At 61.2% G+C, this 13,066-nt stretch carries 14 protein-coding genes; 9 read left to right on the top strand and 5 right to left on the bottom strand.

Annotated elements, in window-relative coordinates:
• Positions 1 to 42: 42 nt before the first annotated feature.
• Genes V5B40_RS14685 through V5B40_RS14675 form a run of 3 tightly spaced genes read left to right on the top strand, consistent with a single transcriptional unit; the run spans position 43 to position 3,648 of the window.
• Positions 43 to 2,061, top strand: a complete 2,019-nt coding sequence (locus V5B40_RS14685; protein WP_332355191.1) for a hypothetical protein — start codon at positions 43 to 45, stop codon at positions 2,059 to 2,061.
• Positions 2,061 to 2,717: an OmpA family protein gene (locus V5B40_RS14680; protein ID WP_332355190.1), complete on the top strand. Its 657-nt coding sequence runs from the start codon at positions 2,061 to 2,063 to the stop codon at positions 2,715 to 2,717. The genes V5B40_RS14685 and V5B40_RS14680 overlap by 1 nt, the downstream gene beginning before the upstream one ends.
• A gap of 58 nt (positions 2,718 to 2,775) precedes the next feature.
• Positions 2,776 to 3,648, top strand: a complete 873-nt coding sequence (locus tag V5B40_RS14675; protein WP_332355189.1) for a DUF2894 domain-containing protein — start codon at positions 2,776 to 2,778, stop codon at positions 3,646 to 3,648.
• A 326-nt stretch (positions 3,649 to 3,974) separates the two neighbouring features.
• On the opposite strand, the gene V5B40_RS14670 is transcribed toward V5B40_RS14675, so the two are convergent.
• From V5B40_RS14670 to V5B40_RS14650, 5 genes are all read right to left on the bottom strand, one after another.
• A complete protein-coding gene (locus V5B40_RS14670) occupies positions 3,975 to 4,928 on the bottom strand; it encodes a PEP-CTERM sorting domain-containing protein (RefSeq protein WP_332355188.1) in 954 nt (317 codons plus the stop codon).
• Positions 4,929 to 5,587: 659 nt separating this feature from the next.
• Positions 5,588 to 6,007 carry a DsrE family protein gene (locus V5B40_RS14665; protein WP_291997953.1) on the bottom strand — a complete coding sequence of 140 codons (420 nt, stop codon included), beginning with the start codon at positions 6,005 to 6,007 and terminating at the stop codon, positions 5,588 to 5,590.
• Between the two features lie 357 nt (positions 6,008 to 6,364).
• Positions 6,365 to 7,090 carry an LrgB family protein gene (locus V5B40_RS14660; protein WP_332355187.1) on the bottom strand — a complete coding sequence of 242 codons (726 nt, stop codon included), beginning with the start codon at positions 7,088 to 7,090 and terminating at the stop codon, positions 6,365 to 6,367.
• Positions 7,087 to 7,446: a CidA/LrgA family protein gene (locus tag V5B40_RS14655; RefSeq protein WP_332355186.1), complete on the bottom strand. Its 360-nt coding sequence runs from the start codon at positions 7,444 to 7,446 to the stop codon at positions 7,087 to 7,089. The genes V5B40_RS14660 and V5B40_RS14655 overlap by 4 nt, the downstream gene beginning before the upstream one ends.
• 150 nt (positions 7,447 to 7,596) lie before the next feature.
• The gene (locus tag V5B40_RS14650) at positions 7,597 to 7,764 is read right to left on the bottom strand and encodes a hypothetical protein (protein ID WP_332355185.1); all 168 of its coding nucleotides are present in this window, start codon (positions 7,762 to 7,764) and stop codon (positions 7,597 to 7,599) included.
• 256 nt (positions 7,765 to 8,020) lie between these two features.
• Between V5B40_RS14650 and hfq the strand changes: the two genes are divergently transcribed.
• The 6 genes from hfq (at position 8,021) to V5B40_RS14620 (ending at position 13,063) form a co-directional block, all read left to right on the top strand.
• Positions 8,021 to 8,260, top strand: coding sequence for an RNA chaperone Hfq (gene hfq, locus V5B40_RS14645; protein ID WP_169065140.1), 240 nt, complete (start codon positions 8,021 to 8,023; stop codon positions 8,258 to 8,260).
• Positions 8,261 to 8,372: 112 nt separating this feature from the next.
• A complete protein-coding gene (hflX, locus tag V5B40_RS14640) occupies positions 8,373 to 9,545 on the top strand; it encodes a GTPase HflX (RefSeq protein WP_332355184.1) in 1,173 nt (390 codons plus the stop codon).
• Positions 9,546 to 9,565: 20 nt separating this feature from the next.
• Entirely contained in the window at positions 9,566 to 10,834 is a 1,269-nt protein-coding gene (hflK, locus tag V5B40_RS14635) for an FtsH protease activity modulator HflK (RefSeq protein ID WP_332355183.1), read from the top strand.
• A gap of 11 nt (positions 10,835 to 10,845) precedes the next feature.
• Positions 10,846 to 11,724, top strand: coding sequence for a protease modulator HflC (gene hflC, locus V5B40_RS14630; RefSeq protein WP_423753296.1), 879 nt, complete (start codon positions 10,846 to 10,848; stop codon positions 11,722 to 11,724).
• Positions 11,721 to 11,906, top strand: a complete 186-nt coding sequence (locus V5B40_RS14625) for a DUF2065 domain-containing protein (RefSeq protein ID WP_042330770.1) — start codon at positions 11,721 to 11,723, stop codon at positions 11,904 to 11,906. Before hflC ends, V5B40_RS14625 begins: the two co-directional genes overlap by 4 nt.
• Positions 11,903 to 13,063, top strand: coding sequence for an ATP phosphoribosyltransferase regulatory subunit (locus V5B40_RS14620; protein WP_332355182.1), 1,161 nt, complete (start codon positions 11,903 to 11,905; stop codon positions 13,061 to 13,063). The genes V5B40_RS14625 and V5B40_RS14620 overlap by 4 nt, the downstream gene beginning before the upstream one ends.
• Positions 13,064 to 13,066: the final 3 nt, after the last annotated feature.

The raw sequence follows: 13,066 nt of genomic DNA, 5'->3' as shown, positions 1-13,066 counted from the left end.
TTTGCGACGGCATTTTTGTTGGGAGCCGCGGCGATTGCTGCGATGGGGCTGACGTTTATCACTTCCGATCCATTGGGCCTGGTCGTGACCGTGGTGATTGGCGGCGTCTATAGCATCGGCTTTATCGAAATTCTGCAGTTCCGGCAAGCGACGTCGACGCTCTCGAATGCGCTGTCGGGATTGTCGGGGACGACGCAGGAAGTGGGTGCTGATTTTCTTGAGCGATGGCTGGCCAGACTGCATCCGTCGTTGCAGAACTCGGTGCGGCTGCGTATCGAAGGCGAGCGTGTGGGTTTGCCCGCGCCCGTGATCACCCCCTATCTGGTCGGTCTGTTGGTCATGCTGGGCCTGTTCGGAACCTTCCTTGGCATGGTCGCCACCCTGCAGGGAGCGGTTTTTGCGCTCGAAGGAACGAATGAGTTGCAGGCCATTCGCGCCGGTCTGGCTGCGCCCATCAAAGGTCTCGGGCTCGCTTTCGGCACCTCCGTGGCCGGCGTGGCGGCGTCCGCCATGCTCGGCTTGAGTGCCACCATCAGCCGACGCGACCGAATGTCCGCCACCCGGCAGCTGGATGGCCAGGTCGCCAGGATCTTCCGGGAATTTTCTCTGGTCTACAGCCGGCAACAGGCCTTCAAGGCGGTGCAGGCGCAAGCCAAGGCGCTTCCCGACGTGGTGGAAAAACTGCATCTCCTGGCGGCGGCAATGGAGCGCATGGGTGAACAGCTGGGAGAAAGCTTGATTGCCAACCAGGAGCGCTTTCACCAATCCGCAAGCAGCAGCTATTCCGAGCTCGCCAGCTCGGTCGATCGATCCCTCAGGGAAAGTGTCGCCGAGAGCGGTCGCCAGGCGATCGAGAGTGGACGGCTGCTCGGCGAGAACATCAGGCCACTGTTCGAAGGCCTGATCACCAGCATCGGCGCTGAAACGCAAAGAACACATCAGCACCTGACCACCACCGCCGAACAGCAACTTGAAGGCCTGACCAGCTCGCTCCTGGAATCCTTCGATAGGCGCTCGGCTGGTTGGGCAGAACGCCAGCAGCTGGCCGACGGGGAGCGACTTGAGCTTTGGACCCGTTCCTTCGAACAGGCGGGCGAGCGCTCTCGCACTCAACACCAGGCGCTGTCGGACTCACTGCAGCAGACGGCCAGTGCAATGGCGGATACTGCCCGTGCGACTTCCAGCCGCATGCTCGCTGAAGTGAGCACTCTCCTGCAATCCTCCGAGGTCTTGGTCGAGACCCGGATCAATGCCGAAGCCTCATGGTTGCAGGGGCATGGCGAGCGCATGAATCAGCTGACCGCGACCCTGAAGGCGGAGCTGCAGGCGCTGAGAAACGACGAAGAACGACGCGGCCAGGCCGCTGTTGCCAGTCTTGCCGGCCTGGAGTCGACGGTGGCTGCACAATTGGCGAGCCTGGGGAACTCACTCGAAGAACCCATGACCCGGCTCATTCAGACAGCTTCCGAAACCCCACGCGCTGCCGCCGAAGTGATTGCCCTCCTTCGCCGCGAGATGTCGAACAACATGGAACGTGACAACGTTTTGCTGGCCGAGCGGCAGCGGATCATGAGCGAACTCGGCAGCCTGGCGACCTCTCTGCAGCAGGCCACCAGCGGGCAGCGAGAAGCGGTCGAGTCCTTGCTTACCTCCTCGGCCACCCTGCTGGAGGATGTGGGTTCGCGCTTTTCCGGGCAGGTGGAATCGGAAGCGTCGAAGCTCTCGGGAATCGCCGAGAATCTGGCTGGCAAAGCCGCACAGATTGCCGATGATTTTGCCGGGAGCGCGATAGAAATGTCGAGTCTCGGCGAAGCCTTCACTCTGGCCGTCGGTCTGTTCAATGAATCCAATGGCAAGCTCGTCGAAAGCCTTGATCACATCGAGCAATCGCTGACGAACGCGACGACCCGCAGCGATGAGCAACTGGCCTACTACGTGGCCCAGGCCCGGGAGATCATCGATCACAGCATGCTTTCCCAGAAGGAGGTTTTCGAGGAGTTGCGCCAGCTTCGCAGTCACGGGAAGCGCGCTTCCGAGACCCTGCGCGAAGAGGTCGGCTGATGGAAGAGCTGGACGACGGCTTTTCCGAGGCGACGCCCATCTGGGCGATTTTCGGGGACCTCATGTCGGCACTGGTCGGCGTCTTCGTCCTGCTTCTGGTGTGGGCGCTTGGATTTCAGCTGGAGCTTGCGCAGTCACTGGAACGGGAAGTCGAGAAGCGCCAGGTGGAGGAGCAGCGGCGAATGGCGCTTGAACGAGCGCTGGCCGATCCGCTGGCAGCGGGCAGGGTGACCCTGCGTGACGGTCGCATCGGTATCAGCGGTAGCGTCCTGTTTTCGCTGAATTCCGACGAGTTGCAGCCAGAAGGGCGTGAGTTGCTGCGCACTCTGGTGGGACCGCTCAAGGTCTATCTGGACCAAAGAGACCAACTATTGATGGTCAGCGGCTTTACCGACGACCTGCCGATTCAGCACGGCAACAATCGCTACAGTGACAACTGGCAGTTGTCGGCGGAACGAGCGCTCACCGTGACCCGGGCATTGATCGAGGACGGCATGCCGCCAGCGATGGTCTTCGCAGCCGCGTTTGGTGCGCAGCAACCGGTCGTTTCCAATCAGGACGAGAAGGGCCGCTCGCAGAATCGTCGCGTCGAGATGGCGCCCGTGCCGCGGGCCAAGCAGCAAGGAAACGAAGCGAAGTCGTCGGATGATGGATAGGGGCGCTGACCCTGTTTCCGACCGCGGGATGCCTTCACTCGGAGTGGAGCTGTCCGAAATGGGCGCTGCCGATGTCCGGCAAGTGATTGCTGATCTGGCGCGCAATGGTGCCGACAAGTTTGATCCGCTTCGCTTCAGAGTGATCGAATCGATGGCCGCGAGAGCTGCGGAGCAAAGAGAGTCAGTTCGCCTGATCCTGGAAAGGAAAGCGCTCATTGCGCTGGCTGACTACGAGGATGACTTCGCGAGCGCACAAGCGGGTGCCGCGACGATCGCCGCCGCTATCGCCGCGCAATTCCCCGAGTCAGCCGACATTGCCCGTTCCTTGTTCGAGGAGGGTAAGGTCCACGCAATGAAGCGACTTGCGGTCAAGCTGAAAAGAGAAAATGGTCGGGAGGCGGGTGCCTCAGCAGTCAGTGCTCTTGCCAGCCTAACAAAGCAAATTGGCCAGAATTCGTTTGGCTCGGCTGAGGAAGACAAGGACATCTCTTTTGTCGACCTGTTGCGGCGACAGGAAGAGGCCGTGCTGCAGTCCTCTTTGCTGGCGAAATCGCAGCCACGATCCGGTGCTGCGGTGGTGTCGGACAAGCTGCGCGCCAAACGTCCTGGCGGCCGTGGCAGCAGCAGTAACCGGGCCGGGGAGTCGACTTCTGCGCGACAGCTGCGGGAACTCCTCGATAAACACGGTTCCGACAAGCGGGTAAAGCGGGCAATCAGCGAAGGCCCCGAAGCCCCAGGTCCCCTGAATCCACAGGCCCTGGCGATACGCTCCCTGGCGACTCTGCGGGAGTTGTCACCGGATTACCTCAGCCGCTTTGTCGCCTATGCGGATACGCTCTTGTGGCTGGAGCAGGCTGGCGAAAAGAGCAAGCTTGCTGGTAACAAAGGAAAAACGAGCAAGCCCAAATCGAGCCGAGTTGATCGTGCCTGATCAGGCAAAGCAGTCGTCGCTCGGCAGCTGCCGCCGCGACGCTGGCGGTCTGCGTGGATTCGACACCGAGGGTGGGCGCGGAATCATGCCGAGTGGCTGTTTTGTCTATTGCGTTGTGGCAGGAGCCGACCCGTAGCGGACAATCACGCCGTCGCTGCCTCAACGGGGGGTAACTGTGTACAGCAGCCGTTGGTGGCCGAAACAGTCGTTCAACTTCGGCAGCGGCCCCGCGCACATCAAGCGCCAGCTGTAGGCGGTGGCGGGTGAATGTTGGGCTTCCTGCGTCAGCCCAACCGACGCTTGCTTGGTGGGATACAACTCCACTCCTAGGCGCTTCTCTCCGCAGCGTCTAATGACCCGAGTGTTCGCTGCCAGCCCCGCCAAGCCAAGAGCACCACTAGGCCTATACTGAGCAGCAATATGGTGTTGGGTTCCGGGATAGGTGTGGTGGGTGCGGTCACCACCGAAGCGAGGTCGCCACGGCCTGCGTTAAAACTACTGAGAATGTTTCCGAATAGCACCGCACGGTTTAACCCGACGTCATAGACATAGATGTCATCGAAGCCATTGACCTCATACGTGAAGAGATTCGACGAAATCGATGGGATGGCAAACGCGAGACCCGTATAAAAGGGATTGGCCGTGGTGCCAGGCTCCACGGCGGTCTCCGTGTGAAGGAGCGTCAATCCTCCGCTCCCAATATCGAGGGTCAAGATCGTGTTGCTATTGCTGATAAAAAACGTCCCGTCCTGACTCACAGTAATATCGGTCCCCGTGGTGAGGTCAAACGGCATCCCACCGAAGGTGAGCGAGGTCTGCGTTCCCACCGCCTCTCCCGTCAGGGGATCAATCTGGAGGACCACATCGGCGGCTGCGTCAAGGACCCAGAGGATCCCAGTGAGATCAAAGACCGCTCCCCGAATGTCACGACTGCCGAGCAGGGGTCCTACCGCAGTTGCTACCGCCGTCATCGGATTGATTGTCAGCAGCCGCGAACCAGTCGCCTGTAATTCGAAGCCGGCAAGCCCATGTATCGGGGAGAGCGCAAGCCCGTCCACGTCGATATTTTGCCCGTTAAGCTGCACCGCCCCGATCTCAGTAAATAATGAACCATCCTCTTGAAATGAGAAGAGCTGGGCGGGCGCAGCGGAGGGGACAGCACCGCATTGTGGGGGGCTCGACCCACACGATTTCACGCCGAATATGGTCGCGTGCGCATGACCTGCCAAAGCGAAGCAGGTAAGCACCAATGTACAGAGACATCCAGCAGTGTTCTTCATGACAAAACCTCCTTGCCTGATGAAACCTCACTCGTGGCAAAAGTAGAGCCACCCGGCGCTGCGCGGCTTTATCGCACGCTTTTTGGGTAGCGTTTTCATGGTAATAGGGGCAGACCCCTATTGCTTACTGAAATCTCTAACACTGGTAACTACTGGTATGCATTTTGAAAGACTCTATCGCCTCGACATAGTAATTGCAAGCCTTGTACGGTTTTTCTCCCTTCGCTACTCGCTACAGGATGTCGTCGGATACTTCGCCGCCGGCAACTGGGCACTTTACCGACGGAGCACGGGCGGCGTCCCAACGGCAGATCCAGCCGAGTTCAGGACCCACCGGCCGGTAGCTAATGAGTTACCTGCTGTTCGTGCAGCTCGATTGTTTCTGGGCTGCTACGGCCGGTTGTGGCCGATAGTCGTCTTTGGGCTGTCGCGCTACGCAGCGGGTATTGGCAGGTAGTCGAGCTTGCTCACCAAGCGTTCAGCCCGGCGAGGGTGAGGTCTAAGGGCGGGTGTACAGAAGCGGGGCATTCTTCCGCTTGCTGACAGGTGGTGCACTGATTCAGGGGATGGGGGCTCTGGGCTCTGGGTATCCAGCAGCTCGGTCGCGTTTCGATGCCTGAACGAAGGGCGGAATGGATGCCCTGCGTTCACTCTGGCACTCACCACGACAAGGTCTTGGTATCGTCCTTGAACAATGCGCTACCGAGCAGCTCCGGATTGCCGATCTGGAAGCCGGGCAGCAGGTCGGACGCCTGGACATCGAACTGCTGCATGCAGTAATGGCATACCAATACGCTCGCGCCCTTGTTCATCAGTTCGGCGAGTGCCTTTTGGTGATCCGCATGCTTCTCGGTGTACTTGCTGGAAGCGAGAAGGATGCCGCTTTCATTCAGCCAGATCGTCAAGGGGTGTCCTCTGCTGCGCTGCAGTTCGGCAAAATGAAGTACGTGGCCAACGCGCCGTGTCGCATCGCTCGATAGGGCAATGAAGAGGGGATCTGTCTCGCCAGCCAGGACTGGATTCGAGAAACCGCCAACGAGCAGCGCCAAAGCAATCAAGACAGTTCTGAGGGACTTCATGGTGACCTCCAACAAGAAGCGAATTCGAAACCGGGTCGTTTCGCTCTGCGATCGACCCCTTGGCAAGTATCGCAGGCGAGCAATGAGCTGTCGTGTGACATCTTGTCGCAAGCTGGTTTGACGACGAAGGCGCCCAAGTTCAAGCGTGGCCGGTAATTGAGACGGCGGACCGCTATGTCACCGGAGGCCTTGTGCGTCCGAGAGGGCGTGTTGACCGCGCGATCAGGCTGCAGCAGCCAGCCTTCTCACGGGTGTCAGGCAGGAGCCGAGCTGCAGCCTGCTGTCACCCGATTCCTCGGACGATTGGGCGGGCCGATGTTGCTCGCCAGCGTTGCTGGCGCAGGGGTTGCCGGGACCCTACCCCAGCAGCAGCCAAGGAATCAGCACCGGTAGCAGCAGCGCCGTGGTCAGGCCGTTGAGGCCCATCGCCAGGGCGGCGAAGGCGCCCATTTGTTCGCTGTCCTGGAAGGCGCGGGCGGTACCGATGCCGTGCGCGGCGATACCGAGGGCGAAGCCGCGCACGCTGTCGTCGTCGATGTGCAGGGCGCGGTAGATGTAGCGCGCGCCGATGGCACCGATGACGCCGGTGCTGATCACCAGGACGGCGGTCAGCGACGGCAGGCCGCCGATGCGTTCGGCGATGCCCATGGCAATCGGGGTGGTGACCGACTTCGGAGCCAGCGAGAGCAGGGTCGCCTTGCTGGCACCAAGAATGCCGCCGATGGCCACTGCCGAGAGCGCGGCGGTCAGCGAGCCGACGAGCAGGGCGCCGAGCAGCGGGATGGCCAGGCGCTTCAGGCGGTCGAGCTGGGCGTAGAGCGGAATGGCCAGGGCGACGGTCGCCGGGCCGAGCAGGAAATGGACGAACTGCGCGCCGTCGAAGTAAGTGCCGTACGGCGTATCGGTGAGCCAGAGCAGGCTGACCAGAGTCGCTACCGCGAGCAGCACCGGGTTGGCCAGCGGATGGCCATGGCAGCGCTTGTTTACGTAGACGGCACCCTGGTAGGCGAGCAGCGTCAGGGTGAGGCCGAGCAGCGGCGAGGCGGCGAGGTATACCCAGATCTCGTCGAAGCGGGCGTTCACGGCGCGTCGCTCCGGTGATCGCGGCGCCGGGCCAGGAAACGCAGGGTCAGGGCGGTGACGGCGATGGTGATCAGAGTGCTGCCGAGCAGGGAAAGGGCCAGCGCCAGCCACTCGTCGGACATGCGCTGGAAGTGCAGCATGACGCCGGTGCCGGCGGGAACGAAGAGCAGCGAGAGGTGTTGCAGGAGCCCCTGTGCGGTACCGCGCAGTTCCGGGGAGGGGCCGCCGCGCGCGACGAGGGCGGCGAAGAGCAGGGCCATGCCGATGACCGGGCCCGGAATCGGCAAAGCCAGCGTCCTGGCAATGACTTCGCCGATCAGCTGAAAAACCAGGAGCAGGGTGATGGCGCCAATCATGCGGACGGTTTCCAGGGGGCGGTGAGATTGCAGCCAGGGTAGCGGGCGCTCGAATGGCGATTCGCCGTAGCGGGGCAAGAGAAGGCAAGGGCGGGCGCCAGACGGTGCGAGCAGGTGACGTGGTCATGCGGGCGCGCCAGCCCTGACGAGCTACTTCGGGTCATCCTCGTTTTCGGCCTGCAGCGTTTCCTGCAGGCTTTCGAGGTCCTTGCGGTTTTGCCGAAAAAAGAAGCGCAGGCCCGACACCAGGCCTGTGACGATGAGCGCCAGCAGCGCGATGGCTCCCCAATCGAGGTCACCCGATGACCCTGGCTGCATCCGTTCCTCCTTTGCGTGATGAAAGACCTTACCCGTGTGCGCCAAGCGGCCGCTCCGTGTCGGAAAACGACGTGGCGCGTGCCTTTGCAAGACTACTATAGCCGCTGGCCCACATCGCAGCATCGTCGCCAGAATGGTGGTCACTGGGCACCAGAGGTAGCGGGTGCTGATTCCCCTTTGAGCTTGATATGGCAAACGACACTGAAATCAATTATGCTGGCCTCTCCAAAACACGAATAAACATGGAGTTCGCAGGATGAATAATAAAGGGCAACTTCTACAAGACCCGTTTCTTAATACCTTGCGGCGCGAACGGGTTCCAGTTTCGATCTATCTGGTGAATGGTATCAAGCTGCAGGGTCAGGTCGAGTCCTTCGACCAGTACGTCGTCCTGCTCAAGAACACGGTTACCCAGATGGTATACAAACACGCGATTTCGACGGTCGTTCCGTCGCGTCCGATTACCATCCAGCAGGATGCCAACGGCGACGGCTGATCGATCGGCTTCTGGTCAGGTGGGCGTCAGGTCGCGCCCCGACTCCGCTTTTCCGATTTTCTGACCTGCTCCGATCTTTTCAGGTCGGAGCCAATCTTCCTGGAACAATTGCATGCATGAGCGTCCCTCAGGCGAGGAACGGGCGGTCATCGTCCAGCTCGATTTCGGCCGCGACGACCTGTCCGAGCAACTTGACGAGGTTCGTCTGCTGACACTTTCTGCGGGCGCATCGATCAGTGCGGTGGTGCATGGTCGTCGCCACAGCCCGGATGCGGCGACCTACGCCGGTAAGGGCAAGGTCCAGGAAGTGGCTGCCGAAGTACTGGCGCACGAGGCCGACCTGGTAATCTTCAATCACGAATTGAGCGCTGGTCAGGAGCGCAATCTCGAGCAGGCGCTGCAGTGTCGCGTCATCGATCGGACCAGCCTGATCCTCGACATTTTCGCGCAGCGGGCAAAAAGCGCCGAAGGCAAGTTGCAGGTCGAACTGGCGCAGCTCGAACACCTGTCGACGCGGCTGGTGCGTGGCTGGACGCACCTGGAGCGGCAGAAAGGCGGTATCGGACTACGCGGTCCGGGCGAAACGCAGCTGGAAACCGACCGTCGCCTGCTCGGTCTGCGGGTCAAGTCGCTCAGGGAGCGGCTCGTCAAGCTTGAGCGTCAGCGTGGCGTGCAGCGCAAGGCGCGCGGACGCGGCGAATTGCTGAATGTGTCCCTGGTCGGCTATACCAACGCCGGCAAATCGACGCTCTTCAATGCGCTCACCCACGCCGGCGTTTTTGCTGCCGACCAGCTTTTCGCGACGCTGGATACGACGACGCGCAAGCTGTGGCTGGCCGAGGTCGGGCATGTCGTGCTTTCCGACACCGTCGGCTTCATTCGCGATCTGCCGCACTCGCTGGTGGCTGCTTTCCACGCCACCCTGGAAGCGACAGCCGAGGCCGATCTGCTGCTGCACGTGGTCGATTCGGCGAGTCCGGCGCGTGATGAACAGGTGGGCGATGTCAACAAGGTGCTTGCCGAGATCGGCGCCGCCGAGGTCCCGCAACTGATGGTCCTCAACAAGCTCGACCTGACCGGGCTGCCGCCGACGGTCGAACGGGATGAATATGGTACACTCCTGCGGGTTCGCGTCAGCGCTCGTTGCGGCGACGGTCTGTCGCTGCTGCGCGAAGCCCTGGCCGAGATCGCTCTCGCCAAGACCCGCAACCTGCCTCAGCGGGTGTCCGGCGACGCTGCTTTACAGGATATGGATATGGTTTTCGATTCAGATGGTTCCGCATGATTTCAAGCCTTGGAGTACTTATGTCGCTGAATGATCCGCAGTGGGGAAATCGCGGCAGCGATGATAATAATGGCGGTGGTGGGCGGCGTCCCAATCAGGGGCCGCCTGATCTCGATCAGTTGTGGCGTGATCTCAATCGTCGTTTGTCGGGGATTTTCGACAAGAAACGCGGCGGTGGGGACCGCGGCGGCGATGGTGGCGATCGCCCGCCGGTACAGTTCAGCCCGAAGTTCCTTGGCGGCGGCATTGGCTTGCTCCTGGTCCTGGTGCTCATCGTCTGGCTGGCCAGCGGCTTCTACATTGTCGACGCCGGGCAGCGCGGTCTGGTGCTCCAGTTCGGTCGCTACAAGGAGAGCTCTGAGCCGGGTTTGAGGTGGCGCCTGCCGTATCCGATCCAGTCGCATGAGCTGGTCAACATCGCTGGCGTGCGGACGCTCGAAGTCGGTTATCGCGGCACCGAGAGGAACAAGGTGCTCAAAGAGGCCCTGATGCTGACTGACGATGAAAACATCATCAACATTCAGTTTGCCGTGCAATACATTCTCAAGGATCCCGTTGACTACGTGTTTGCCAACAGAAACCCGGACGAAGCGGTGATGCAGGTGGCCGAGACCGCCATTCGCCAGATCGTCGGCAAGAACAAGATGGACTTCGTCCTTTATGAAGGTCGCGAGCAGGTGGCAGTGACTGCTTCGCAGCTGATGCAGGAAATTCTCGATCGCTACAAGACCGGAATCCTGATTTCGAAGGTCACCATGCAGAACGCGCAACCGCCGGAGCAGGTTCAGGCGGCGTTCGATGATGCGGTGAAAGCTTCGCAGGACCGTGCGCGGCAGAAAAACGAGGGCCAGGCTTACGCCAATGACGTCATCCCGAGAGCACGCGGTACGGCCTCGCGCCTGTTCGAGGAGTCCGAAGGCTACAAGCAGCGTGTCATCGCGACGGCCGAGGGTGATGCGAGCCGCTTCACGCAGATCTATACCGAGTACGCCAAGGCGCCCGAAGTGACCCGCAGTCGCATGTATCTGGACACCATGCAGGAAGTCTATGCGAACACCAGCAAGGTCCTGGTCGATAGCAAGGGGCAGGGCAATCTGCTCTATCTGCCGCTCGACAAGCTGATTCAGGCCGCCGGCGCGGTCGCGGCGGCGCCTGGTGGCGCAGGCAGCAGCCCGGATGCGCCCGGTGTCGCTCGTTCGTCAGCGCCAATGTCCAACGAGGTGCCGCCGCAAATGAGCGAAGGACGTTCGCGCGAAACCCTGCGCCAGCGTGACCGGGGGGTCCGCTAATGAGAACGGGCATGAACGTTTTTGCGGCTCTCGTGGTGAGCGCGCTGGTCGTGCTCGGGGCGACGATTTTCACCGTTGATCAGCGCCAGCACGCGATCGTTTTCCAGCTTGGCGAAGTGCGCAGTGTCATCGACGAACCGGGCCTGTATTTCAAGTGGCCACTGATCCAGAACGTGCGTTATTTCGACAAGCGCATCCTCACCCTGGACGCCGCCGAGCCCGAGCGCTTCATTACTTCCGAGAAGACCAACGTCCTGGTTGATTCCTTCACCAAATGGCGGATCATCGATCCCAAGCTTTACTACGTTTCGGTTGCCGGTGACGAATCGCGTGCCAAGACACGGCTGTCGCAAACGGTCAATGCCGGCCTGCGCGAGGAGTTCGGCAAACGCACCGTGCATGACGTGGTTTCGGGTGAGCGCGATCAGCTGATGGAGTTGATGCGCGAGAAGGCGGACCTCGATGCGCGCAAGATCGGTGTGCAGATTGTCGATGTGCGCGTCAAGCGGGTCGAGCTGCCGTCCGATGTCAGCGAATCGGTCTATCGGCGGATGGACGCCGAGCGCAAGCGGGTGGCCAACGAGCTGCGTTCGCAGGGTGCTGCCGAGGCCGAGAAAATACGCGCCGACGCTGACAAGCAACGCGAGGTGATCGTCGCCGAAGCCTATCGCGATGCTCAGAAGTTGAAGGGTGAAGGCGATGCCACGGCGGCGGCAACCTATGCGCAGGCGTTTCAGCGGAATCCGGAGTTCTACGCCTTCTATCGTAGCCTGGAAGCCTATCGCAACAGCTTCAACGGCAAGAGCGATGTGATCGTCGTCGAGCCGAGTTCAGATTTCTTCAAGTACATGAAGAGCATCGGCCGAGGTGGTGACAACACCGCCAAATGACCGACAATCTGTTGCTTGCGCTTGCCCTCATGCTGGTGCTTGAAGGACTGGTGCCGTTCGTGGCACCGAATGCCTGGCGTGAGACCTTTCGCCGCCTGATCCGTTGTTCAGACGGGCAAATCCGTTTTGTTGGCCTGACGTCGATGTTGATCGGCCTGGTCCTGTTGATGGTTTTCCGATGAACTGGCTGCTTCCCGAACATCTTGCCGACGCGCTGCCGTCAGAAGCCGCACAGATTGAACGGCTGCGGCGCACCTTGCTCGACCTCTTCCGCGTGCATGCCTACGAGCTGGTCCTGCCGCCACTGCTTGAGCACCTCGATTCGCTGCTCACCGGTTCCGGGCAGGATCTGAAATTGCGCACTTTCAAGCTGGTCGATCAATTGTCGGGACGCACGCTCGGCGTGCGTGCCGACATGACGCCGCAGGTCGCCCGTATCGATGCCCATCTGCTCAATCGCCAGGGGGTCACCCGGCTATGCTATTGCGACAGTGTGCTGCACACGCTGCCGGCGTCGCTATCAGCGAGTCGCGAACCCATCCAGCTGGGTGCCGAAGTCTTCGGGCATGCCGGTTTGGCGGCCGATCGCGAAGTGATCCGCTTGCTGGCCGATGCCTTGCAAGTGGCGGGCGTGCCAGCCGCACGAATTGACCTCGGCCATGTCGGCGTGTTTGGCGCGCTGGCGGATGCCGCCGGTCTCGATAGCGAACTCGAGGGTGCCCTGCTGCAGTTGCTGCAAGCCAAGGATATGCCGAGTTTGCGCGAGCGGTGCAGCGCTATTGATGAGCCCTGGCGCTCGGCACTGCTGGCTTTGCCCGACCTCTACGGCGACGTTGAAACGCTGGCCGTAGCGGCCAGCGCTTTGCCGGCCCTGCCAGCCATCACGGCAGCCCTGAATGCCTTGCGCGAGCTGCACGCGGCGCTGCCGGATCTGTCCTTGTCTTTCGATCTTGGCGATCTGCGTGGCTATCGTTATCACAATGGTGTTGTTTTCGCGGCCTATCACGCGGCCTTCCCGAGTGCCATCGCACTGGGCGGGCGTTATGACGGCGTTGGCAAAAGCTTTGGTCGGGCACGCCCGGCGACCGGTTTTTCGATGGACCTGCGCGAGCTGGCGCGGCTGACGAACTCGCGCGGCGAACAGGTGGGGGCAGTGCTGGCGCCGTACGCGGCTGGCAGTAGCGCTCTGGCAGCCGCGATTGCGGTTTTGCGCGCGCAGGGTGACGTGGTCGTCGAACTGCTGCCGGAAGAAAAAAGCAGCGACGGACCGTCGTGTGACCGGCAACTGGTCGAGAGCGACGGGCAATGGGTAATCAAGGCAATCAACAGGGACGGATAACAA

Source organism: Candidatus Accumulibacter meliphilus (genome assembly GCF_036625345.1).
Lineage (GTDB): Bacteria > Pseudomonadota > Gammaproteobacteria > Burkholderiales > Rhodocyclaceae > Accumulibacter > Accumulibacter meliphilus.
Note: the sequence above shows the minus strand (reverse complement) of the source record. Positions and strands in the feature narration are given on the sequence as shown.